Origin of the sequence: Kribbella voronezhensis (genome assembly GCF_004365175.1) — a bacterium.
GTDB lineage: Bacteria > Actinomycetota > Actinomycetes > Propionibacteriales > Kribbellaceae > Kribbella > Kribbella voronezhensis.
Genome location: NZ_SOCE01000001.1, coordinates 3,311,164 through 3,332,684, shown reverse-complemented (window position 1 = coordinate 3,332,684; position 21,521 = coordinate 3,311,164). Strand labels below are relative to the sequence as shown.

The 21,521-nt window shown below is 69.1% G+C and carries 24 protein-coding genes and 1 tRNA gene; 18 read left to right on the top strand and 7 right to left on the bottom strand.

The window, feature by feature from the left end:
* The first annotated feature begins 68 nt into the window (after positions 1-68).
* From EV138_RS15255 to EV138_RS15245, 3 genes are read left to right on the top strand one after another with little or no spacing between them, the layout of a single operon-like run.
* A complete protein-coding gene (locus tag EV138_RS15255) occupies positions 69-665 on the top strand; it encodes a TetR/AcrR family transcriptional regulator (RefSeq protein WP_133979590.1) in 597 nt (198 codons plus the stop codon).
* Complete coding sequence (locus EV138_RS15250) at positions 662-1,303, top strand: VC0807 family protein (protein ID WP_133979589.1); 642 nt, start codon at positions 662-664, stop codon at positions 1,301-1,303. The genes EV138_RS15255 and EV138_RS15250 overlap by 4 nt, the downstream gene beginning before the upstream one ends.
* Positions 1,300-2,736 carry an FAD-dependent monooxygenase gene (locus EV138_RS15245; RefSeq protein ID WP_133979588.1) on the top strand — a complete coding sequence of 479 codons (1,437 nt, stop codon included), beginning with the start codon at positions 1,300-1,302 and terminating at the stop codon, positions 2,734-2,736. The genes EV138_RS15250 and EV138_RS15245 overlap by 4 nt, the downstream gene beginning before the upstream one ends.
* Here EV138_RS15245 and EV138_RS15240 read toward each other — a convergent pair.
* On the bottom strand, positions 2,658-3,920 hold the full coding sequence (locus EV138_RS15240) for a glycosyltransferase (RefSeq protein WP_202866728.1): 1,263 nt from the start codon (positions 3,918-3,920) through the stop codon (positions 2,658-2,660). The two genes, EV138_RS15245 and EV138_RS15240, sit on opposite strands and share 79 nt — an antisense overlap.
* A gap of 154 nt (positions 3,921-4,074) precedes the next feature.
* Between EV138_RS15240 and EV138_RS15235 the strand changes: the two genes are divergently transcribed.
* The 3 genes from EV138_RS15235 to EV138_RS15225 all read left to right on the top strand — a co-directional run bounded on the left by EV138_RS15235 (position 4,075) and on the right by EV138_RS15225 (position 6,388).
* Positions 4,075-4,887, top strand: a complete 813-nt coding sequence (locus tag EV138_RS15235) for an LLM class flavin-dependent oxidoreductase (RefSeq protein WP_133979587.1) — start codon at positions 4,075-4,077, stop codon at positions 4,885-4,887.
* 144 nt (positions 4,888-5,031) lie between these two features.
* Positions 5,032-5,439 carry a cyclic nucleotide-binding domain-containing protein gene (locus EV138_RS15230; protein ID WP_133979586.1) on the top strand — a complete coding sequence of 136 codons (408 nt, stop codon included), beginning with the start codon at positions 5,032-5,034 and terminating at the stop codon, positions 5,437-5,439.
* Positions 5,420-6,388, top strand: coding sequence for an adenylate/guanylate cyclase domain-containing protein (locus EV138_RS15225; RefSeq protein ID WP_238158152.1), 969 nt, complete (start codon positions 5,420-5,422; stop codon positions 6,386-6,388). Before EV138_RS15230 ends, EV138_RS15225 begins: the two co-directional genes overlap by 20 nt.
* Here the strand turns inward: EV138_RS15225 and EV138_RS15220 are convergent.
* Positions 6,385-7,146, bottom strand: coding sequence for a helix-turn-helix domain-containing protein (locus tag EV138_RS15220; protein WP_133979585.1), 762 nt, complete (start codon positions 7,144-7,146; stop codon positions 6,385-6,387). The genes EV138_RS15225 and EV138_RS15220 overlap by 4 nt on opposite strands.
* An 88-nt stretch (positions 7,147-7,234) precedes the next feature.
* Here EV138_RS15220 and EV138_RS15215 point away from each other — a divergent pair, with 88 nt between their 5' ends.
* Positions 7,235-7,633: a nuclear transport factor 2 family protein gene (locus tag EV138_RS15215; RefSeq protein ID WP_202866726.1), complete on the top strand. Its 399-nt coding sequence runs from the start codon at positions 7,235-7,237 to the stop codon at positions 7,631-7,633.
* On the opposite strand, the gene EV138_RS15210 is transcribed toward EV138_RS15215, so the two are convergent.
* Positions 7,622-8,065, bottom strand: coding sequence for a MarR family winged helix-turn-helix transcriptional regulator (locus tag EV138_RS15210; RefSeq protein WP_133979584.1), 444 nt, complete (start codon positions 8,063-8,065; stop codon positions 7,622-7,624). The genes EV138_RS15215 and EV138_RS15210 overlap by 12 nt on opposite strands.
* 53 nt (positions 8,066-8,118) lie before the next feature.
* Between EV138_RS15210 and EV138_RS15205 the strand changes: the two genes are divergently transcribed.
* Both EV138_RS15205 and EV138_RS15200 read left to right on the top strand, forming a co-directional pair.
* Positions 8,119-9,141 carry a bifunctional NAD(P)H-dependent oxidoreductase/GNAT family N-acetyltransferase gene (locus EV138_RS15205; RefSeq protein ID WP_133979583.1) on the top strand — a complete coding sequence of 341 codons (1,023 nt, stop codon included), beginning with the start codon at positions 8,119-8,121 and terminating at the stop codon, positions 9,139-9,141.
* A gap of 9 nt (positions 9,142-9,150) precedes the next feature.
* Complete coding sequence (locus EV138_RS15200; RefSeq protein ID WP_238158151.1) at positions 9,151-9,867, top strand: GNAT family N-acetyltransferase; 717 nt, start codon at positions 9,151-9,153, stop codon at positions 9,865-9,867.
* 12 nt (positions 9,868-9,879) lie between these two features.
* On the opposite strand, the gene EV138_RS15195 is transcribed toward EV138_RS15200, so the two are convergent.
* Together EV138_RS15195 and EV138_RS15190 are read right to left on the bottom strand one after the other, a co-directional pair.
* Complete coding sequence (locus tag EV138_RS15195; RefSeq protein ID WP_133979582.1) at positions 9,880-11,115, bottom strand: HAAS signaling domain-containing protein; 1,236 nt, start codon at positions 11,113-11,115, stop codon at positions 9,880-9,882.
* A complete protein-coding gene (locus EV138_RS15190; RefSeq protein WP_133979581.1) occupies positions 11,112-11,438 on the bottom strand; it encodes a PadR family transcriptional regulator in 327 nt (108 codons plus the stop codon). The genes EV138_RS15195 and EV138_RS15190 overlap by 4 nt, the downstream gene beginning before the upstream one ends.
* A 198-nt stretch (positions 11,439-11,636) precedes the next feature.
* Between EV138_RS15190 and EV138_RS15185 the strand changes: the two genes are divergently transcribed.
* Complete coding sequence (locus EV138_RS15185; protein ID WP_133979580.1) at positions 11,637-12,557, top strand: helix-turn-helix domain-containing protein; 921 nt, start codon at positions 11,637-11,639, stop codon at positions 12,555-12,557.
* 7 nt (positions 12,558-12,564) lie between these two features.
* Here the strand turns inward: EV138_RS15185 and EV138_RS15180 are convergent, their stop codons facing one another.
* On the bottom strand, positions 12,565-14,508 hold the full coding sequence (locus tag EV138_RS15180) for a Xaa-Pro dipeptidyl-peptidase (protein ID WP_133979579.1): 1,944 nt from the start codon (positions 14,506-14,508) through the stop codon (positions 12,565-12,567).
* Between the two features lie 148 nt (positions 14,509-14,656).
* On the opposite strand from EV138_RS15180, the gene EV138_RS15175 reads away from it, so the two are divergent.
* Positions 14,657-15,670 (top strand): LacI family DNA-binding transcriptional regulator, encoded by a 1,014-nt coding sequence (locus EV138_RS15175; protein WP_133979578.1) that lies wholly within the window; start codon positions 14,657-14,659, stop codon positions 15,668-15,670.
* Positions 15,671-15,685: 15 nt separating this feature from the next.
* A complete protein-coding gene (locus tag EV138_RS15170; RefSeq protein ID WP_202866725.1) occupies positions 15,686-16,600 on the top strand; it encodes a 1,4-dihydroxy-2-naphthoyl-CoA synthase in 915 nt (304 codons plus the stop codon).
* A 23-nt stretch (positions 16,601-16,623) separates the two neighbouring features.
* On the opposite strand, the gene upp is transcribed toward EV138_RS15170, so the two are convergent.
* The gene (gene upp, locus EV138_RS15165) at positions 16,624-17,265 is read right to left on the bottom strand and encodes a uracil phosphoribosyltransferase (RefSeq protein WP_112241764.1); all 642 of its coding nucleotides are present in this window, start codon (positions 17,263-17,265) and stop codon (positions 16,624-16,626) included.
* Positions 17,266-17,400: 135 nt separating this feature from the next.
* On the opposite strand from upp, the gene EV138_RS15160 reads away from it, so the two are divergent.
* From EV138_RS15160 to EV138_RS15135, 6 genes are all read left to right on the top strand, one after another.
* Entirely contained in the window at positions 17,401-17,571 is a 171-nt protein-coding gene (locus tag EV138_RS15160) for a hypothetical protein (RefSeq protein WP_202866724.1), read from the top strand.
* 96 nt (positions 17,572-17,667) lie between these two features.
* Complete coding sequence (locus EV138_RS15155; protein WP_133979576.1) at positions 17,668-19,035, top strand: hypothetical protein; 1,368 nt, start codon at positions 17,668-17,670, stop codon at positions 19,033-19,035.
* 165 nt (positions 19,036-19,200) lie between these two features.
* The gene (locus EV138_RS15150; protein WP_369410791.1) at positions 19,201-19,701 is read left to right on the top strand and encodes a tRNA adenosine deaminase-associated protein; all 501 of its coding nucleotides are present in this window, start codon (positions 19,201-19,203) and stop codon (positions 19,699-19,701) included.
* Between the two features lie 31 nt (positions 19,702-19,732).
* On the top strand, positions 19,733-20,161 hold the full coding sequence (locus tag EV138_RS15145; protein WP_133981923.1) for a nucleoside deaminase: 429 nt from the start codon (positions 19,733-19,735) through the stop codon (positions 20,159-20,161).
* A 13-nt stretch (positions 20,162-20,174) separates the two neighbouring features.
* Positions 20,175-20,265, top strand: a tRNA-Ser gene (locus EV138_RS15140).
* A gap of 98 nt (positions 20,266-20,363) precedes the next feature.
* The gene (locus EV138_RS15135; protein ID WP_133979575.1) at positions 20,364-21,200 is read left to right on the top strand and encodes a phosphotransferase; all 837 of its coding nucleotides are present in this window, start codon (positions 20,364-20,366) and stop codon (positions 21,198-21,200) included.
* Positions 21,201-21,521: the final 321 nt, after the last annotated feature.

The window sequence follows — 21,521 nt, the reverse complement described above, 5'->3', positions numbered from 1 at the left end:
TCCAGGCCGATCCTCCACGTCGGGTGGTGCCGCTTGACGCGAGTTACACAGTCGGATAACTTTTACACATGCGGATAAAACAAGCCGGAGACCGGGCCGGCAGTACGGCGGCCCGTCGGGACCAGATCGTCGAGGCGACCATTGCGGTGCTGGCCGAGCGTGGCTACGCGGCCGCGTCGTACGACGCGATCTGCGAGGTTGCCGGGCTCAGCAGCAAGCGGCTGATCTCGTACCACTTCACCTCCAAGGACGAGTTGCTCGCCGAAGTGCTGCATCGCGTCACCACCGACGCGGGCGCCTTCATGCGTCCGGCGCTCGACGCGGCCGCCGGTCCGGCGGCCAAACTGGCGGCGTACATCCGCTCCAACGTCGAGTTCATCGCCAGCCGGCCCGATCACGTCCGCGCGGTCCAGCAGATCGTGTTCGGGCAGGTGCCGGTCCCGTCGGAGGAGAGCGACGGCGCGATCGCACGGCTGGCAGGCCTCTTCGACGACGGCCAGCGGTCGGGCGACTTCCGGACGTTCGACTCCACGCTGATGGCTGCCGCTCTGCGTGCCGCGATCGACGCGGTCGCCGGGCGACTGGTCGCCGGCGCCGATCCGCAGGTGTGCGCCGACGAACTGACCGAGACCTTCCATCGAGCCACCCGGGCGGAGCAGCCATGAGTGCCGTGACAGACAACAAACCCAAGGCACGCTGGGGTGCCGTGCTCGCCCCGGTTCTGATCGACCTTGTCGTGCCCCTGCTGATCTTCTACGGCCTGCGCCGGGCCGGTGTGGGAGTGGTCGGAGCGACCCTGACGGGCTCGGTGATCCCGGTCGTCCGTACGGCGTACTCGCTGGTCAGAGGCGCCAAGGTGGACTGGCTGGCGATCTTCATGATCAGCGCGCTCGCCCTCGGGACGATCGCTTCGCTGGCGATGGACAGCCCGCGGATGCTGCTCGCCAAGGACGGTGTGATCACCGCGCTGTGCGGGTTCTGGATGCTCGGCACCTTGCTCGCGGGCAAGCCGCTGCTGCTCTCGATCGGGCGCGGCATCGCCGAGGCCAAGCGGGGCAAGGGTGGCGGTGAGATCTGGGCGAGCCGCTGGGACACCGAGCCCCGCTTCCGGTACGGGCTCCGGCTGATCACCGCGGTCTGGGGTGTCGGGCTGGTTCTCGACGCCGTGGTGCGCGTGGTGATCGCCTACACGCTGCCGCTCGATGCGGTGCCGGGTGTCACGACGGCGCAATGGATCGCGCTCTTCGTGGTCCTCTACGGATTCATGATCGTCTACTCCAGGAAGAACGACCTGCTCGCATGAAGAATCCTGACGTCCTGATCGTCGGCGCGGGTCCGACCGGATTGCTGCTCGCCGCCGAGCTCACCCTCGCAGGAGTGCCGATCATCGTCGTGGACCAGGCGCTTCGGCGCTCCGGGCAGTCGAAGGCCTTGACGATCCAGCCGCGGTCGGCGGAGATCCTGCACTCGCGCGGGTTGCTGGAGCAACTCCTGGACGAGGTGGTCGAGCGGCTTCCGGCCGGTCACTTCGCGGGGCTGGAGGTTCCGCTGGAGTACGCGAGCTGGGAGACGCGATTCCCTTGCCAGCTGGGGATTCCGCAGGCCCGCATCGAGGAGCACCTGGAGCAGCACCTCGCGACGTACGGCGTACAGGTCGCCCGTGGGTTGACGTTGACCGGGCTGACCCAGGACGACGACGGCGTACTGGCGGAGTTCGACGGCGGTACGACGATCCGCGCGGGCTGGGTGGTGGGGTGCGACGGGGGCCGGAGTGCGGTCCGGAAACTGAGCGAGATCGCCTTTCCTGGCCGGGACGGGCGGTTCTCGGCGGTGGTCGCCGATGTCGTCGTGGCGGACAACAGGCCCGGCCCCCGCGGCTGGGAGTTGCCGTCGCTCGTGCCGCGCGAGGGCGCGGTGATGTCGATCCTGCCGCTGGGCGACGGCGTCTACCGTGCGCTCTTCACCGGGCCCGATCAGCAGGGATTGACCGGCGAGGTCACCTTCGACGAGGTGGCGCGGGCGCTGACCGGCTGGTACGGCGACGAGGTGGTGCTGCAGGAACTCCGCTGGGGTTCGCGCTTCACCGACGCGGTTCGGCAGGCTGCGCAGTATCGGAAGGGCCGGGTGTTCCTGGCGGGCGACGCCGCGCACATCCACTCGCCGACCGGTGGGCAGGGGATGAACCTTGGCCTGCAGGACGCGTTCAACCTGGGCTGGAAACTCGCGGCATACCTGAAGGACGGCGTGGATCTGCTGGACAGTTACCACGCGGAGCGGCATCCGGTCGGTGCGGCCGTGCTGGCGAACACCCGCGCACAAGGCGTTCTGATGGTCCCCGACGACGACGTCGCCTGCCTGCGCGAGATCTTCGTCGAACTAATGCAGTTGCCTTCGGCAAACAAATGGCTGACCGGCCTCGTGTCCGGGCTCGGTGTTCGCTACGAGCTGCCCGGCGAGCATGCGTTGACCGGGCAGCGGATGCCTGACCTCGACCTCGGTACGACGAGCGTCGCGGACCTGCTCCGAGCCGGGCGGCACCTGCGGCTCGAGCTGTCGGACTGGGCGGAGGCGGCGCGGGTCGTCGTACGGCCGGACGGCTATGTGCTCTGGGCTGCCGACGAGCCGGCTGCGGAATGGCCGGAGTTCGCCGGCGCCGGTCAGGCGTTGACGGTTCGTTCGAAGGCGTCGGCCGCGGCGGTGACACCGGACTCGGAACGGAGCTTCGCAGCGAGGTGATGGGCTCTGTCGGCTGGTTCGTCGGCGAGCAAGGGCTCCAGGGCGGCCAGCAGGGTGTCCGCGGAGAGGTCGGTGAAGGCGAGGGTGGTGCCGACGCCGAGGGCCTCGAGCCGGGCACCCCAGAAGGGCTGGTCGGCGAAGACGGCGCAGATCACGGTGGGGAGACCGGCCCTGATCGAGCTGCCGGTGGTCCCCGCGCCGCCGTGGTGAACGGCGGCGCGGCACCGCGGGAGTACTGCCTCGTGGTCGAATTCGCCAACCACGCGAACCCGCCCGCCGGCCGTCGTACTGAGATCGAGGTCGGTCCAGCCGGCGCCGACGAGAGCGCGGACGCCGAGCTTGCTGCTGACCTGGTCGATCAAGACCAGTGCTGCCCGCGGATCCAGGACGGGCATGCTGCCGAAGCCGAAGTACACCGGCGGATCGCCGCCGTCGAGCCACCGGTCGAGTGCGGGATCCACGGTGCCGTTGAGTTCGGCCTGCTGCTCGTCCGAGGGGCAGAGGAAGCCGGTGATCGGGCGGCGCGGACCCCATTCAGTCAGCTCCGGGACGAGGTGCCGGCTGTAGATCTGCAGTTCGAGTGAGCCGGTCTGCTCCAGTCGGGCCGCTGTTCCGAGCGTTGTCGGCGCCAGGCCGACCTTGGCGCGCAGCTCGTTGACGAAGGGCGCGAAGACCGGCCAGTTGCCCTTCTCCACCTGCTCGTAGGTCTCCAGATTGCGCTCGGGCGAGAAGACCTCGCGCGACACCACCATGTGCGGGTACGCACTGTTGCTGCGCATCGGTGCGTAGTGCACCGCGACGTACTGCGCCTGTGCGGCCTCGGCGATGACGGCGGCCTCCAGTTCGGTCACCGATCCGGAGATCACCACGTCGGCACGCTCGGCGTGCTCGATTAGCTTGGCGTGCAGGAGATCGGCGATCCGGCGTTTGTAGTCGAGCAACCAGCGCACGTACGACGCCATGTCGCCGGACGCGAGCCAGCTACGGCCCTGCTCGGACTCCATGAACTCGCGCGCGTTCAGCTCCAGATCGCTTGTCGGTACGCCGAGCCGCTCGCCGAGCCACCGCAGATCCGTGTTCAGCGCCAGCTCGACGTCGTACCCGCGCTGCTTCAGCTCGGCCGCCAGCAGCACCATCGGCTGCGCGTCACCCCGGGTCCCCATGCCCACCATCGCAACCCGCATGCCCACCCCTGAGCTAGGTCTCACCGAAATCCGTGCGGAGCTTCCGATGCTAGAACGCGCCGTCCACCGGCACCGTCGAACGCGGCGCGCCTCCTCGGCACCGCTGCTCCGAGCTCCGGCCGAAAGTGTCCGAGGGGCGGGTTACAAACGGGGTATGCGATTCGGAGTGATTCTGCCTGGGGGTACGGCGAGGGAGCAGCTCGAGCAGGCCGTGTCGGCCGAGGCGGCCGGCTGGGACGGGGTGTTCGTGTGGGAGGCGGCCTACGGGGTCGATGCGTGGGGACTGCTGAGCGCGATGGCAGCCCGGACTTCGCGGATCCGGCTCGGCACGATGCTGACGCCGTTGCCGTGGCGGCGGCCGTGGAAGGTGGCCAGCCAGGTGGCCACGCTCGATCAGCTCTCCGATGGCCGGGCGACGCTGGCCGTCGGTCTCGGTGCGACCGACGCCGAGATGCCGCGAACCGGTGAGGAGCTGGATCTGCGGACCAGGGCCGCGATGCTCGACGAGGGCATCGACCTGATCCGCGAGTTGTGGGCCGGACGTTCGCAGTACCACGGCGTGTACTACGACTACTCGTGTGAGCGGGACGGCCTGGCCGAGGTCGGACGGCCGGTGCAGGAACGGATCCCACTCTGGGTCGTCGGCGCGTGGCCGCGACCCAAGTCGATGCGCCGGGTGCTGCGCTGTGACGGCGTACTGCCCCAGTTCCAGCCGGGCGCGGACACACCGGAAGAGATGCGCGTACTGCGTACGTGGCTGACCGAGCACGGCATGGCTCCCGGGTTCGACGTCATCGCCGAGGGAGAAACGCCGCCCGACGACCGCGAGGCCGCAGCACAGCAGGTTGCCCCGTGGGCCGACGCGGGCGCCACCTGGTGGCTCGAAACGCGATGGGACCTCCCACACCACTCACCGGAACGGATGCACCAGGTCCGAACCCGCATCGAGGCAGGTCCTCCGCGCTGACCGGCTGACCGATCGCCGCCTTCGCTCGGTCAGGGCGGCGGAATCTGCTGGGTTCGGTGACCTCGGGAGGGGTGGGGCGTTAGAGTTACTGACTGGAAACATCGGCTGATCGCCGGGTACGGCCGGCGGGCTCGGAGGATCGACGTGGCACTGGGTAGGACGTCCCCGCGGGATCTGCCGCTGTTCGCGGATCTGTCCGGACGGGAGATCAAGGACATCTTCCGCGCCGGTGAGGAGGTCTCGGTACCGGCCGGCTGGTCGCTGATCCTGGAGCAGACGCCGCCCGACGCGGCGTACCTGATCATCAGCGGTACGGCGGCGGTCCGGGTCAAGGGCGAGGAGATCGCCGAGCTCGGGCCGGGGGACATCGCCGGTGAGGTCGCGGTCCGGCAGAACCGGTTGCGGACGGCAACGGTGACGGCGAAGAGCCGGTTGCAGTTGCTGCACTTCACCCGGGAGAAGTTCGACGACCTGACCAACCGGCTGCCGAACTTCCGCGACGCCATCGACGCGACGATCGCCGAGCGGCGCGGTGACAGACCCAGCTCCTGACTTCCCCGCACTGCGCTTCGAGCAGGCGCTGCTCGGCGGTGAGCGGAAGTTCACCCGGACCGAGGTGTCCGCGCGGGCCGGGATCTCCAGTGAGCGGGCCGAGAAGATGTGGCACGCGCTCGGCTTCGCGACCGTGCCGGACCACGAGATCGCCTTCACCGACGGCGATGTGGAGGCGCTCCGGCTGGTCGCGGCGCTGGAGGACGACGGCTTCATCGATCCTGCCGTGGAGTCGTCGCTGGCGCGGAAGCTCGGCCAGACCCAGTCCCGGCTGGCGTCCTGGCAGTCCGCGATGTTCCTGGAGTTGCTGGCCGGTTCGGAGCTGGGCCCGGACGAGGCGATCGAGGTCGCCTCTTTGTTGCTACCGGCAATGGAGCGGCTGCAGACCTACGTCTGGCGGCGGCATCTGGCGGCCGCGGCCGGCCGGGCGGTGGCCGGTTCGGACGAGCTGGCGCGCGGCGTCCGGGTGGTCGGGTTCGCCGACATCGTCAGCTACACCCGGCTGACCCGGCGGCTGTCCGAGGTGGAGCTCGGGCAGTTGATCGAGCGGTTCGAGGGGATGGCGGCCGACGTGGTCGCGCTCAACGGGGGCCGGGTGATCAAGTCGATCGGTGACGAGGTGCTGTTCGTGACCGATACGCCGGCGCAGGGGGCGGCGGTCGCGCTGGCGTTGCAGGACAAGGTCGCGGCGGCGGGGGACATGCCGGAACTGCGGATCGGCCTGGCCTACGGGAGCATCCTGATCCGCCTCGGCGATGTCTACGGCGAAGTGGTCAACCTCGCGTCCCGGTTGACCTCGGAGGCCAAGCCGGGCCGGGTGCTCGGGGATCGGGAGCTCGCGGCCGCCTTGGACGGCCATCCGGCGTACCGGGTTCGGAAGCTCCGCCGCGTGTCCGTGCGTGGTTACCACCACCTCAGTCCCTACGCCATCCAGCGCGCGGAGGGCTAAGAGCCGCGGAAGTAGGCAGCGGTTTCGGGGTCGGCCGGGTAGTAGGACTCGATGGCGACCTCGTCCAGGGTGATGTCCAGTGGTGTGCCGAACGTGGTGATGGTCGAGAACAACCGCAGCTCCCGGCCGTCGAGACGGATGATCATCGGGATCATGATCTCGGACTCGACCGGATGGCTCGCCTCGTCCGGACCGGCGGCCAGCAGTTCCTCGTAGAGGGTCGTGAGTTCTGCGTCGGGGGCAGCGCCGAGCTGGCGCCTGATCCGGTTCCGGAACATCGATCGTACGTCGGCGAGGTTGGCGATCAGTGGCGCGAAGCCGCGCGGGTGCAGGGCCAGCCGGACCAGGTTCATCGGTGGCCGCAGTAGTTCCGGGTCGACGGTGGCGAGGAACGGGTCGACCGCGCGATTGGTCATCACGAGGTTCCACCGACGGTCGAAAACCACCGCGGGGTAGGGCTCGTGGGCCTCGATCACCCGCTGGATCGCCTCGCGGGCGGCGGCCATCGCCTCGCCGTCGAGAGCCCGCTCGGCGTACCGGGGAGCGAACCCCGCGGCGACCAGGAGCCGGTTGCGGTCGCGCAGCGGCACATCGAGCTGATCCGCGAGCCGGAGGATCATCTCGGCGCTCGGCCTGGACTTCCCGGTCTCGATCAGGCTGACGTGCCGGGCCGAGACGTCGGCGGCGATCGAGAGGTCGAGCTGGCTGAGTTGCCGGCGGTGCCGCCAGTGCCGCAGGAGCTCCCCGATCGTCTGCACGGTGCCGAGACTACTCAGCCTGCCGGGCCGGCCGCGATGAAATCGGATTTCATCGACAAGGCGGTACCGGGGTGGAAACACTGCGGCCATGACGATCGAGAACCTGACCACAGACAACAAGACCATCATCCAGCAGGCGTTGGCCGGCCTGCTCACCTCCGGCAGCACCGAAGGCCTGGAACCCTTGCTGAGCAGGGATTTCGTCCACCACCGGCCGGACCGCGACTCGACCAGGTCCGAATGGCTCGCCTCGATCCAGGCCGCGCTCGTGCCACTGGCCGATCAGCAGGTCGAGGTCCTGCACCTGCTCGCCGACGACGACCACGTCGTGATGCATACCCGGCGGCGGCTCCCCGACGGCGGTCCGGAGATCGTCGTCGTCGACATCCTGCGCCTGGCCGACGGGCTGGTTGTCGAGGCCTGGGAGACCATCGAGCCGGTGGCCGACGCGGCCTCCCACCTGACCTGGTGGCAGCTAGTCCGGTAGGTCCGCGATCCGCGTGGCCACTCGCTCCAGAACGGCCAGTTCTTCCGGACTGAGGTGGTCGACGAAACGCCCGCGGACGGACTCCAGGTGCCCGGGAGCCGCCTGCGCGAGGACCTCGAAGCCTTGGTCGGTCAGGTGGTAGATCGAGCCGCGGGCATCGGCCGGATCCGGCTCGCGCTCGATCAGCCCGCGGGCCTCCATCCGGGCCGCGTGGTGGGACAGCCGGCTGCGGGACCACTGCATCTTCTCCGCGAAGTCCTTCAGGCCCCAACGCCGGCCGGGCTTCTCCGACAGCGTGCTGAGGACTTCGTAGTCGGCGGTCGACAGGCCGAGCTGGTTCAGGTCCCGGGCCAGCCGCGACGGCAGCACGGTGATCAGCCGCCGGATCGCCCGCCAGGCCCGCTCTTCGTCGGCCGCCAGCCATCGCGTCATACCGGCGATCCTACTTCTTTGACATGTCAAAGAACAGCGCTACCCTCTTTGACATGTCAAAGAAAATTCTCGTCGTGGTCGCCAGCACCCGTCCCGGCCGACTGGGGCCGGCGGTGGCCGACTGGTTCGTCCGCGCCACAGCCGGTACGGCGGCGGAGCTCGGCGTCGAGATCGAGGTGGCCGACCTGGCCGAGGTCGGGCTGCCCTTCCTCGACGAGCCCGAGCATCCGTCGACCGGGATCTACGTGCATGAGCACACGAAGGCCTGGAGCCGCCAGGTCGGCGCGGCAGACGCGCTCGTGTTCGTCACCAGCGAGTACAACTTCGCGATGCCCGCGACGCTGAAGAACGCCTTCGACTACCTGAGCGCCGAGTGGGCCTGGAAGCCCTGCCTGTTCATCGGTTACGGCAACACCTCGGCCGGCACGCGCGGCGTACAGATGGCTCGTGGCGTGGCGACCTCGCTGCGGATGTTGTCGATCGGAGGTGACATCTTCCTGCGGATCGCCGAGGCTTTCAGTGACGGCAAGGTGATCGAGACCGAGCGGCTGGCAGCGCGCGCCCGGGAGGCGCTGACCGAGTTGGACCACGTGGCCGACGTACTGCGTCCGCTGTACCGGGCCGATCAGGAGATCGTTCCGGCGGTGCTGGCTGATGCGCCTGAGCTCCTTGTCTTGCAGCGATGCTGCTGGGTCGATGAGGCGCTGGCCAACGACACCCTTGAGCTGCCCGCCCTGCTGGAGCCGGAGCACGAAGTACGGGCCGGCTTGCGGGAGTGGGCGACTTGGTGTGTCCGGATCGACGGGCGGCTCGTCGGCTCGGTGCGGGCGAAGCTCGACGGCGACAAGTGGCATATCGGGCGGCTGATGGTCGCTCCCGACCAGCGGCACAGCGGGCTGGGTCGCCGCCTGCTCGCGTACGCCGAGAGTCAGGCGCCCGCGGGTGTCAGCGCCATCACCCTGTTCACCGGAGCCCGCAGCGAGAAGAACACCGCCTTCTACCAGAAGAACGGCTACACGCTCTCGTCGTACGCCGAGGTGCCGGCGGGCGCGGTCGGTCTTCGCAAGCCCGTCTAAGCTGACGCGGTGCGTGAAGTGTCAACAACAGCGGAGCTGGCCCGGATTGCCGGCGCGGACCCGATGATCGTTTGGTGTGGGCAAGGCGAGCTCGGAGGCCGCGTTCGCGCCTGGTCCGCCGGAGACGCGGTCGCCGTGGCGTCACCAGAGTTGTCGATGCATGACCGGCTGGCTGTGCACGGCCCGGTGGAAGATCTGGCCGGCTTGGTCGCGCAAGTGCTGAGCGAAGACGCCGGTCTGCGGGTGTTCGGGGACGAGGCGCTGATCCGGCAGTTGGCGGACAGAGTGCCGGGGCTCACCTTCGCGGCGGCCTTCGGCTGGATGCACACCACGGTCGCTCCTTCGGTGGTGACCACTGCGGCCTGGCTGGACGCGGATGCCGGGGTCGAGGAGCTACTGGCGGAAGCCTCGCCCGACTCGTACGCGTGGCCGGGGCGGCCCGGCGTCCGGCGGTGGGCCGGGGTGACTTCGGAGACCGGGGAATTGCTGAGTATCGCGGCGGACGCTTGGAGCGCGCCGGAGATCGGGTTCCTGGCCGGGGTCGCGACCAAGCCGTCGGCGCGAGGACGGGGACTGTCGCGGCAGGTGTGCGCGTTCGCCACGGCCGAGCTGGTCAAGCGGTACGGGCAGGCTGGACTGATGGTCCACAACCACAACGCGGCGGCGATCTCGCTCTACGAGAAGCTGGGCTACAAGTACCGCGGGGTTGCCGCGGCGCATCTGTAGCCCAGCTGCGTCCTACCGGGTCGGCGGGACCGTCAACGTCGCGCCGGGCTTGGCGGTGGCCGACGGCTTCACGGAAGCACTGGGAGTCGGCGTCACTGAGCTGACCGGCGTCGGCGAAGACGTTGCCGATGTAGCGGGAGCCGGCGGCGGGACGAACGGTGCCTTGTCGGAGTCCTTGCAGATGGGAACGCCGTCGGCGTCGACGGGCGCGTTCGGGTCGTCCTGCACCGTGACGAGTGGGAAGAAGTTGCTCAGCTCGTTCTGCGGCCGGTTGCTGCTCTGCATCGCGCAGTCCTGCCGTTCCAGGTTGATCGGCTGACCGTCCTGGTTGTAGAGCCGGACATGCACCTGCCGGCCCTGCTCGTCGAACGGGTAGATGTTCGAGACCGAGACACCGTCCAGGACGAGACCACTGGGCGGGTTGTAGCTGCTGGAACTGCTGCCGCGATAGTCGTTGTAGTTGTTGAAGATGCTGCTCGGTCCACCGACGAAGCTGGCGGCGAGCCAGGCCGGCACGATGATCGCGGCGACGAGGTTCAGCGGTACGACGTACCAGAGCCAGCGGGCGTCCTGCTGGGTGCGGCGGCCGACCCAGATCGACAAGGCCGCGCCGGCCAGGGCGCCGACGACAGTCACGGCGTTGGCGCCGAAGAAGGCGAAGAACGAGGCGCCGCCGACCGCGCCGCGCGCCACCCACCAGACCGGCTGGCCGATGGTCACCAGTTCGCGGCGGACGTTCGGCGGGATCTGGTCGATGGACTCGCGGATGGCGGCGGCCGTGCTGGCGCCTCGCGGCGTGTCCAGGACGATCCGGGGCGACTGGCCGCGCAGCGCTTTGACGCCGAGGTGAGCGCTGAAGACCAAGGCGGTGAGCCCGACCAGGCCGAAGAACGCGGTGACGTCACGACCACGGCCCAGCAACGCGATCACCAGGAAGAACGGGCCTACCGTGCTGGCTATCAGTCCCCAGCGCAGCGCCGAGCCGGCTGCCTTATTGTCGGCCGGGACGCGCTTCGGCGGCGGGTAGCCGGCCGCCCTTCGCAGCTCGTCGGCGTACTGGCGTGGAGTGCCGAGGCGCTCCTGGAGGCCGGTCGCCGTGGGAACCTGCCCCACCTCGGCGGCGACCTCCGTGAGGTGGCCGGCGACGTCGTCGAGGACGTCCTCGAGCTCGCCCGGCGGCAGGTCGCTCAGCTCGGCCCGGACCTGGGCCAGATAGGTCGCGACCGCTCCGGTCAGGGTGCTGTTCACGCCGCCTCCTCTTGGAGCAGCACCGACATCGTGTCGGCGAAGTGGTGCCAGGTCTTGGTCGACTCCGAGAGCAGATCGAGCCCGGTCTTGTTCAGCCCGTAGTACTTGCGGTGCGGGCCTTCCTCGCTGGGTTGCACGTACGACGTCAGGGCGCCGGCCGCGAACAGCCGGCGGAGCGTGCCGTACACCGAGGCGTCCGCGACGTCCTCGAGCCCGGCCGCCCGCAGGCGGCGCAGTACGTCGTAGCCGTAGCCGTCGGTGTCCCGCAGCACGGCCAGTACGGCGAGGTCCAGGACGCCTTTGAGCAACTGGCTGGTGTCCATCGCCATCACCCCCTCGAAGTCGGTGGTGCACCGCAAGGTCCGGACCCCTCAGACCGGGCCTCGCGGTGCTCTGCCGAGCACACTACTACACATCATGGAGTACTACGCCATCCTGTTTGAATCCGGTGCGCGGCGGCACCGGGGGAAAGAGCGAAATCGATCAAGTCCGGTCGCCGGATCGGCGGGCACAGTAGAGCCATGAACTCCACGGACGTGTTCGCCGGCTTCGTGACCGCGGTCGCCGACAGCCTCGACGAGCCCGAGACGACAGGCCACGACCTGGCTCGCCAGGTGCACCTGTCGCGCTCACATTTCGATCGGGTGGTCGCGGCGGTGGCGGGTGAGTCGCCGTCGGCCTTCCGGCGACGGGTGCTGCTCGAGCGGGCGGCGTACCGGTTGCTCGCCGAGGACTCCGGCGTACTCGACCTCGCGATCGACGCGGGTTACGGGTCGCACGAGGCCTTCACGCGGGCCTTCAGCCGGGCGTACGGGATGCCGCCACGGGAATGGCGGCGGGAGCCGTCACGGCGGTTCTTCCTGACGGCACCGAGCGGGGTTCATTTCCAGCCACCGGCAGGCCTGCGCCTGCCCGCGACGAAAGAGGCGAGAGGGATGGATGTACTGGTCCGGATGGTCGAGCACCACGTGTGGCTCACCGGCGAGATGATCGAACGCGGCGATCGGCTGTCCGCGGAGGAACTGGACAAACCCATCGAGTTGTCGGTGGAGGGGATCGACGACGACGTGTCGATCCGCTACCTGCTGGACCGGCTGGTCTGGCAGGAGGAGATGTGGCTGGCCTCGGTCGAGGACCGGCCGTTCGAGGTACCGGACTGCGGCCGGCAGGTGATCACCCCGATCGCCGAACTGCGCACCAGGCATGCCGACGCCGGCTCGCGATTCGTTGCCCTGGTCAACAGGTTGAACGAGGAAGGCCGCTTCGACGAGACCTTCGTCGACACGACCTGCGAACCGCCGCGGGTCTTCACGTACGGCGGCATGGTCGCGCACGTGCTCACGTTCGCCGCGCACCGGCGCTCGCTGCTCGTCGGCGCGTTCTACTCCGCCGGCATCACCGACCTCGGCTTCGGCGACCCCATGCACTTCGTCGCGGGGTAGTTCGCGATCAGCCGAGGTGGTCGTGCAGGTCCGGGCGCTGGGTCGGGTTGGTGATCTTGACCTTGATCGGGGTGACCTTGCCAGGAGCGGCCACGTGGCCGGCGGTCACCGGGAGGTTGAGTCTGCTGCCGGCCAGGTCGATGTCGATGCTGGCACCGGTGTCGTTCGGGGTGGTCCATTCGGTGTCGCTCAAGGTCACGGCGAGGCCGAGGATCCGGCCCTTGGGGATCACCTCGTCCTGCGCCCGGAGCGGCACCGTGACGGTGGTCCAGCGGCCGGGGGTGAGCGGCTGCGGGCGGCTCAGCGAACTGCTGTGCGCGGCGTCGATCCAGCCCCGGCTGACGATGCCGAAGTCGCTCTCCTCGGTCTGCTTCTCGACCGTGAAGTAACAGGCGTCGTCGAAGGTGGAGTTCTCACCCTCGCAGGTCTCGGTGCCGGTCCGGCGGATACCGGCGTACCGCTGGGCCTGGCCGTACTCGATCAGCCGGGCGGTGACGGGGGTCGTGGCGGAGTCGGACTTGATCCGCAGCGTCACCGTCGGCGTCCCGCTGACCCGGATCGCGACCGGCAGCGGGGCGGACAGGAACATCTGCCGGCCCGCGATCACGTCCGAGGGGGTGGCCACGATGGTGTCCTCGGTCAGCGACGGGTCGTCGGTGACCGTGACGGTTCCCTTGCCCAGGGCACCTAGTTTGCCTTCGGCCAACGGGACCGGGACGGCTTTCGTCACCGCCGGCCAGGTCGGGTACTGCCGCCAGACGTCCGGTGCGGCCTCGACGGTCGCCATCGGCTCGCGCATCACGTTGTTCTGCAGGCCCTGCAGCCAGTAGTCGAACCACTTGTGCAGCTCGTCGACCCACTCGGTACGGCGGAACTCGAACGGGTCGACGTGGTCCTCCAGGCCGAGCCAGATCTTCCGCGGCACCTTGTTCTGTCCGAGCGCCGTCCACCACTGGGCGAAGTGGTTGGTCTGCACGTTGTAGTCGCTCAGGCCGTGTGTCATGAACACGGAAGCCTTCACCTTGCGGGCGTCCTTGACGTAGTCCCGCTCGGCCCAGAAGGCGGTGTAGTCGCCGGTCTCGTCGTCGTCCTGCTCGCCGAGATCCGCGCGGACCGCGTCACAGGCCGGGGTGTCGTGGCCGACGTAGCCGCCGAGCCAGGGCATGTAGTCGATCGAGTACGGCACGCCGCCGGAGCGGGAGTAGTCGTACCACGAGGAGATGGCCGAGATCGGCACGATGGTCTTCAGGCCCCGGACGCCGGTCGCGGCGACGCCGTTGGCGAGCGTTCCGTCGTACGACTTGCCGATCATCCCGACGTTGCCGTTGGTCCAGTCGGCCGTGACGGGGCTGCCGTCGAGGGTGTGCGCGGTGTTGCGTCCGTTCAGCCAGTCGATCACGGCGACGACGGAGGCGATCTCGTCCTTGCCGCCGACGTCGCCGCAACCGTCCGAACGGCTGGTGCCGACCACGTCCACGCCGACCATCGCGTAGCCGCGCGGGACGAAGTAGTTGTCGTAGTACAACGGCATCTTCTGGATGACGCCGTTCTCGTCGTAGGTCTTCTTCTCGCCCTCGTTGCCGCGTCCACAGCAGGAGTAGTACGGCGAGGCGTCCATGATGACGGGGATCCGGACGCCGGCGGCCTGCGTCTCCCGCGGCCGCACGATGTCGACCGCGATCTTGTCGGTCTGCCCGTCGGAGTCGGTGTCCAGGTCGGTGTCGACGTACACGGACTCGCGGATCGCGCCGGCATAGTCGTAGACCGGCTGGGTACTGTGCGTGCGCGCGTCGACGTGCGCGGGGACACCGGCCACGTCCGGTGCGCTCGAGGAGACCGGTTCGCCGGGCGCGTCGGGCATCCTGGCGGCGTGGGCCGGACCGGCGAACGCTCCCAGGCAGAGCACAGCGGACGAGACCAGGATCGCGACCCTGGCTTTGACGGTCGTCATGGCTGGGAAGGCTAGTCATTCCGGCGGCGCAAAGCCAGGTCCTGACGATTTTCGCAGGCAGTTCACAGCTACGTTGGGTGATCATGGCCCGGCGTCCGATAGTGTGACCGCCACCCAGGGGGAGACTGGTACGGAAGGTGGGTAACCAGTGAATCTGCGAGCACCGGTGACATTGCTGGATGTGGCCCAGCGTGCGGGAGTGTCGGTGGCGACTGCTTCGCGCGTGCTCAACGGCGGGGACCGCGTACCGCGCCCGGAGCTGCAGGAACGCGTCCGGGACGCCGCGGCCGCGCTCGGTTACACGCCGAACGCGCAGGCGCAGGCGCTGGCCAAGTCGTCGACGAACGTGGTCGGCATCCTGGTCCACGACATCGAGGACCCGTACTTCGCGGCGATCGCGAACGGCGTGATGCGGGCCGCCGACGAGCGCGGCCTGCTGGTGATGATGGCCAGCACGTTCCGTGACGCCGACCGTGAGATTGCTTACCTGTCGTCGTTGCGGGCACAGCGGGCCAGGGCCGCGGTGATGATCGGCAGCCGCCGCACCGACGCCGAGGCGCTGGCCCGGACCGAGCACGAGATCGAGAACTTCCTCGGCTCCGGTGCGGGACTGGCACTGGTCAGCCAGGCCGGGATGCCCGCGCACACGATCGAGCCCGACAACCGCGCGGGTGCGGCCGAGCTGGCCCGCTCGCTGGTCGGCCTCGGGTTGCGCAAATTCGGCGTACTGGCCGGGCCCGAGGCGCTGGCGACGGCTGTCGACCGGCGGGAAGGGTTCATCGCTGGGCTTGCCGAGTCAGGGCTGCAGCCGGTCGCAGTACAGGCTGGTGACTTCACCCGCGATGGTGGACATGCGGCAGCCGAGGAGTTGCTGGACCAGAAGCTGGACCTGGACTGCCTCTTCGCGGTCAACGACGTGATGGCGGTCGGCGCGATGTCGGCACTGCGGGCGCGTGGGGTGGACGTGCCGGGCGACCTGGCAGTGGCCGGGTTCGACGACATCGCCACGCTGCGGGACGTCTGGCCGGGGCTGACCACCGTGCGGTTGCCGCTGGAGCAGATGGGCCGCCGCGCGCTGGAGCTGGCCGTCGAAGGTGGCGAGCCGACGACCGAGACCTTCCGGGCCGAGGTCGTACTGCGCGAGAGCACCGCGCGGGGCTGAAATAGGCTCGCTCCTGTGACCGAGCCCGTGCAGGTTTCCGAGATCTTCGACCCGTCGGCCTGGAAGCAGGTGGACGGCTTCGAGCTGACCGACATCACGTACCACCGCGCTGTCGACGCGGGCGTGGTGCGGATCGCCTTCAACCGGCCCGAGGTGCGCAACGCGTTCCGGCCGCAGACGGTCGACGAGCTGTACCGCGTGCTCGACCATGCCCGGATGTCCACCGATGTGGGTTGTGTGCTGCTGACAGGCAACGGGCCGTCGCCGCGTGACGGGGGCTGGGCGTTCTGTTCTGGTGGCGACCAGCGGATCCGGGGCAAGGACGGGTACAAGTACGCCGAGGGGACGACGGCGGACACGATCGATCCGGCGAAGGCGGGGCGGCTGCACATTCTCGAGGTGCAGCGGCTGATCCGGTTCATGTCGAAGGTGGTCATCTGTGTCGTGCCGGGCTGGGCAGCAGGTGGTGGACACAGTCTGCATGTGGTGGCCGACCTGACCATCGCTTCGGCCGAGCATGCGCGGTTCAAGCAGACCGACGCGGACGTGGCCTCGTTCGACGGTGGGTTCGGGTCGGCGTACCTGGCGCGGCAGGTGGGGCAGAAGTTCGCGCGGGAGATCTTCTTCCTGGGTGAGGAGTACTCCGCGGAGGACGCCTACCGGATGGGCATGGTGAACCGGGTCGTGCCGCACGCCGAGCTGGAGGCGGTCGCGCTCGACTGGGGCCGGAAGATCTGCGCGAAGTCGCCGACGGCGCAGCGGATGCTGAAGTACTCGTTCAACCTGATCGACGACGGTCTGGTCGGCCAGCAGATCTTCGCGGGCGAGGCGACCCGGCTCGCCTACGGCACCGACGAGGCCGCCGAGGGCCGCGACTCGTTCCTGGAGAAGCGCCCGGCCGACTGGTCGCCGTACCCGTACGCCTTCTGACGCCGGTTCGTGAGCAGTACGGCCTATTGGGCGACGCCGTACAGGCGGTCGCCGGCGTCGCCGAGGCCGGGAACGATGTAGCCCTTCTCGTTCAGGTGTGAGTCCATGCCGGCGATCACCAGATTGACCGGGACGTGCAGGTCGGCCAGTTCGGCCTCGATCCGCTCGACGCCCTCGGGGGCCGCGAGCAGGCAGATCGCGGTGATGTGGTCGGCGCCGCGATCGACCAGGAACCGGATCGCCGCGGCCAGGGTGCCGCCGGTGGCCAGCATCGGGTCGAGCACGTAGCACTGGCGGCCGGACAGATCCTCGGGCAGCCGCTCGGCGTACGTCGAGGCGGCCAGGGTCTCCTCGTTGCGGATCATCCCGAGGAAGCCGACCTCGGCCGTCGGCAGCAGCCGCGACATCCCGTCGAGCATGCCGAGGCCGGCCCGCAGGATCGGTACGACGAGCGGCTTTGGCGCGGTCAGCTTGATGCCCTCGGCCGTGGCGACCGGGGTACGCACGGTGATCGGGCCGGTCCGGACGTCCCGGGTGGCCTCGTAGGCGAGCAGCGTGACGAGCTCCTCGGTGAGCCGCCGGAAGGTCGGCGAGTCCGTCCGCTCGTCCCGCAGCGTGGTGAGCTTGTGGGCGACGAGCGGATGGTCCACGACGAGAATCTGCATGCGCCGAACGCTACCGTCGGCGATTCGGGACCGGGAAGTCACCGCCGTTTTACGATGGGAACGTAGTCGATTGAGGTCAGTTGCGGCCCCCGCCCCAGGGCGCCCTTTCCGACAACCGACGAGGACGGTGGCGCCGTGCCCGAGAACACCGGCAAGACACCCGAGCAACTCGACCGGCTCCGCCGCCGCGCCGCCTTCCTGCGCGAACTGGAGGAGGCCCGCGCCCTGCGGGCCCGGATCACCCCGCGCCGCACCCGCGTCCGCCAGCTCCGCGAAGCCATGCGCCGCGCGACGTACCACCACTGATCGGCCGGAACCGCAACCTTCGGCTCCGCCACCGCATCAAGCAGGTCGAGTGGGATCGTCCTCGGTCTCACCAACGGCCTGCTGGGAGCAGTCGCCATGCGTAGTCGTCCTGGTTCTCTCACCGCTGTCCTCCTCGCCGGCCTCCTGCTGACGGCCTCCGGAGCATTGACGGCATCAGCCGCCGATCCCGTCCCCGACGACTGGTGTCTCGGCACCGTGTATCTCGGGGTCGGCCCCGGCATCTTCCACAACGTCATGTCGAACGCTCCGATCCAGGCGCCGATCAACGTGCGGAGCTTCACCGACGGACTCGAGCAGACCTGCAGTGGAATGACCGCCTCCGTCCAGAAGGCCGACGGAAGCCACCGAACCGTGGTGCCGCTCGATCAGGACGGCGGTACGACGATGCCGCCGACCTGGACCAAGCTCGGCTACCTGACCGTGCCGTTGTCCGACGGCGCCGGCGATTGGGTGATCACGAAGATCACCTGGGGGACGAAGGTGATGGCCACCGACGTCCACTTCCGGGTGCTGCGAGCCAGTCATCTCACGGTGGATCAACCGGTACGTACCAGCGGCACGGCTCGGACCACGATCACCGGGGTGCTGCAGCAGTACACAGGCACCGGGGCACTCGCTCCGAGCCCGAACCGCACGGTCAGCCTCGTTCACCAGAGCGGCAGCCCGATCGCGACCGCGACATCCGACGCCGGCGGCCGCTATCGCGCCACGGCCGCCTTCACCCAGAACACCACCCTGCGCGCCACCGTCACCGAAACCGCGACTGTCAGCTCGGCGAGCACGGACTTCGTGACCGCCCACAAACTGCTGGCGATGAGCTACCTGACGGCGGCGACCACGGCGTACGTGAACACCTTGTGGAAGGTGTCCGGGACGGCCTATCCCGGCAAGCTGATGACCAGCTTGGAGATCTTCCGCGACGGCGCCTGGCATGCAGCCGGTTCGGCGAACTACACCGCGGCCAACGGCTCGTACGCCCGCTACTGGAAGCCGAACGCTGCCGGGACCTTCCGCCTCCGGGTGGTCGTGTCCGGCCCCGGTCTCGACAACTCGCCCTGGAGCCGCGATGTGGCAGTCACAGTCCGGCAGTTGCCTCAGCAGCCGACCTACCTGTCCGGACTGGTGGCCCCGACGGCCGGACCGCCGGTGAAGTTCGGGACCAAGATGTCCAGCTTCGGGTTCCTGAAGATCCGCCGCAGTGACGGCTCACGTGGTCCGGTGGCGAATGCCCTGGTCGAGGTGCTCGCCAAGCGTCCGGGCGATGCCACCTGGCGGAAGGTGAGTGGCTCCGCCACGACCAGCACCGGCTACTTCTACAACAACTGGTCCGTCCCGTTCGCGGCCGGCGAGACCTTCACCGCCGTCCTTCGCTACACCACGACACTGCCCCGGGCGGCCAGTAGCACCTCGGGCACCTTCGGTCCGTTCACCGTCCAGCCGTAGCGCTCATCGGTACGCCGGTACGCCGGTACGCCGTGTCCCGGGCGTACCGGCGTACCGAGTGCGGGGGTGACTGTCGGTGAACGTGCGTCGATCGGGGCGGCACTGATACCTCGTCGAGACCGCGAACACCTCCCACCGGTTGCGCGAGTCTGCGACGATGAGCGGGTGTCTGATCCCACGGCTGGGCCGATGACCACCACCGAACTCGACTTCGCCGTCGCGGCCTACGCAGAGGACGGGGTCTGGACGGTCACTCCGCTGGTCCTCCGCGGCGAGCCGGACCTGTCCGCCCTGGTGTCGGCGCTGCGGCGCTACCCCGGCGAGTCGGGGGTGATCGGGATGATCTCGGTCGACGAGGACTTCTTCGTCCTGCTCCGGGTGGTCGGCGGCCGCGCCCGGCTGCTGCTGTCGGACGTGACCGCGGCGACCGAGTGGCCGCTGGCCAAACAGGTCCTGGACGAACTCGACATCCCGCTCGCCGATGACGACGACGAGCAGGTGCCGGCCGGCGACCTCGGCGTCGTCGCCGACCTCGGGATGAGCGCGATGGATCTCGGCGCGCTGATCGACGACGTCGACCTGTACCCCGAGGAGATGCTCGAGGAGATCGCCGACACGCTCGGCTTCGGCAACCAGTTCCACGAGGCGCTCGAAGCCATTGGTTAGCCCGCTGGTGAACCGGCGCTGGGCGTCGTTGATGGCCCTGGCGCTCGCGGAGAGCGAGCAGGCCGGCGACGACGTACCGATCGGCGCGGTCGTGGTGGACGCCGACGGCGAGGTGATCGGCCGCGGTCACAACGAGCGCGAGGAGACCGGCGACCCGACCGCCCACGCGGAGATCCTGGCGATCCGTTCGGCGGCCGAACACGTCGGCGAATGGCGGCTGACCGGCTGCACCCTGGTCGTCACGCTGGAGCCCTGCACGATGTGCGCGGGCGCGATCGTGCTCGCCCGGCTCGACCGTGTGGTGTTCGCCGCGTACGACGAGAAGGCGGGCGCGGTGGGGTCGCTCTGGGACGTCGTACGGGACCGCAGACTCAACCACAGACCCGAAGTCGTGAGCGGTGTGATGGCCGACGAAGCGGGCGCGCGGCTACGCGATTTCTTCAACGGCCATAGGTCTTGATAGCCTCTCCGGCGGTGGCGTGTCCGAGCGGCCGAAGGAGCGCGCCTCGAAAGCGCGTGAAGGGTACCCCCCTTCCGAGGGTTCAAATCCCTCCGCCACCGCCAACCACCTCCGGGTGGTAGTAACGCCGAGGACCCTGATGCTGTGTGATGCGTCAGGGTCCTCGTCTTTTCGTAGCTGATGCTCGGACGAGAGGCGACAGATGCAGGGGACAGCGGGCCGGCGTGCGGTGCTGGCGGCGAAATCGATCGCTTCGTCACTCGGGCTGCCGGTCGACGACACGATCGTTCTGCACGAATCGAACAAGCTCAGCCTGCGGCTGGTGCCGTGCGACGTGATGGCCCGGGTGGCGCCGGTGACCGAACAGGTCGCCCTGTTCGAGATCGAGCTCGCGCAACGCCTCGCCGCGGTCGGCAGCCCGGTTGCGGCCCTCGAGCCCCGGGTGGAGCCGCGCGTCTACGAGCGCGACGACTTCACGGTCACGCTCTGGACGTACTACGAACCCGTCGCGCCTGAGGCCGTCCCACCGGCCGAGTACGCCGGCGCGCTCGAGCGACTGCACGCCGGCATGCGCAAGGTCGAGTTCCCCACCCCGCACTTCACCGATCGGGTCGAGGACGCGCAGCAACTCCTCGCCAGCCCCGACCGCACCCCGGAACTCGCGGACGCCGACCGGGAACTCCTGATCACCACGCTGCGACGTCTCGAACAAGCTGTCCAGGAGCGCCACCCCGCCGAGCAGCTTCTGCACGGCGAGCCGCATCCAGGTAACCTCCTCAACACCAAGGACGGCCTGCTGTTCATCGACCTCGAGACCTGCTGCCGAGGCCCGATCGAATTCGACCTCGCCCATGCCCCCGGCGAGGTCAGCGACCACTACCCGGACGTCGACCAAGCCCTCCTCCGCGACTGCCGCCTCCTCATGCTCGCCATGATCACCACCTGGCGCTGGGACAAAGCCGACCACTTCCCCAACGGCCGCCACCTGGCCACCGAGTGGCTGACCCAACTCAGAACAGCCCTCGACACCAACAACTGACCCCACCCGACGGCGAAACACACCGCGCGCCGACGAGGCCCGGTGAGGGCGAGACGCCGGGTGAGGGCGAGACGTCGGGTGAGGGCGAGACGCCCGGGTGGGCGAGACGGCCGGGTGGGCGAGACGCCGGGTGAGGGCGAGAGGCCGGGTGTGGGCGAGACGCCCGGGTGGGCGAGACGCCGGGTGTGGGCGAGACGCCCGGGTGGGCGAGACGCCGGGTGAGGGCGAGACGTCGGCTGAGGGCGAGACGCGCTGGGTGATGGCGAGGGGGTGGACGGCGGGCGGGTGTGAGCGTTCTCCACCCCGCGACTACCTGCACTC

Excerpts from the sequence above, each read along its gene's own strand:
- EV138_RS15255 (WP_133979590.1), top strand. The coding sequence starts at position 69 with ATGCGGATAAAACAAGCCGGAGACCGGGCCGGCAGTACGGCGGCCCGT.
- EV138_RS15250 (WP_133979589.1), top strand. The coding sequence starts at position 662 with ATGAGTGCCGTGACAGACAACAAACCCAAGGCACGCTGGGGTGCCGTG.
- EV138_RS15245 (WP_133979588.1), top strand. The coding sequence starts at position 1,300 with ATGAAGAATCCTGACGTCCTGATCGTCGGCGCGGGTCCGACCGGATTG.
- EV138_RS15240 (WP_202866728.1), bottom strand. The coding sequence starts at position 3,920 with ATGCGGGTTGCGATGGTGGGCATGGGGACCCGGGGTGACGCGCAGCCG.
- EV138_RS15235 (WP_133979587.1), top strand. The coding sequence starts at position 4,075 with ATGCGATTCGGAGTGATTCTGCCTGGGGGTACGGCGAGGGAGCAGCTC.
- EV138_RS15215 (WP_202866726.1), top strand. The coding sequence starts at position 7,235 with ATGACGATCGAGAACCTGACCACAGACAACAAGACCATCATCCAGCAG.
- EV138_RS15210 (WP_133979584.1), bottom strand. The coding sequence starts at position 8,065 with ATGACGCGATGGCTGGCGGCCGACGAAGAGCGGGCCTGGCGGGCGATC.
- EV138_RS15205 (WP_133979583.1), top strand. The coding sequence starts at position 8,119 with ATGTCAAAGAAAATTCTCGTCGTGGTCGCCAGCACCCGTCCCGGCCGA.
- EV138_RS15190 (WP_133979581.1), bottom strand. The coding sequence starts at position 11,438 with ATGGACACCAGCCAGTTGCTCAAAGGCGTCCTGGACCTCGCCGTACTG.
- EV138_RS15185 (WP_133979580.1), top strand. The coding sequence starts at position 11,637 with ATGAACTCCACGGACGTGTTCGCCGGCTTCGTGACCGCGGTCGCCGAC.
- EV138_RS15180 (WP_133979579.1), bottom strand. The coding sequence starts at position 14,508 with ATGACGACCGTCAAAGCCAGGGTCGCGATCCTGGTCTCGTCCGCTGTG.
- upp (WP_112241764.1), bottom strand. The coding sequence starts at position 17,265 with ATGCAGATTCTCGTCGTGGACCATCCGCTCGTCGCCCACAAGCTCACC.
- EV138_RS15155 (WP_133979576.1), top strand. The coding sequence starts at position 17,668 with ATGCGTAGTCGTCCTGGTTCTCTCACCGCTGTCCTCCTCGCCGGCCTC.
- EV138_RS15145 (WP_133981923.1), top strand. The coding sequence starts at position 19,733 with ATGGCCCTGGCGCTCGCGGAGAGCGAGCAGGCCGGCGACGACGTACCG.
- EV138_RS15135 (WP_133979575.1), top strand. The coding sequence starts at position 20,364 with ATGCAGGGGACAGCGGGCCGGCGTGCGGTGCTGGCGGCGAAATCGATC.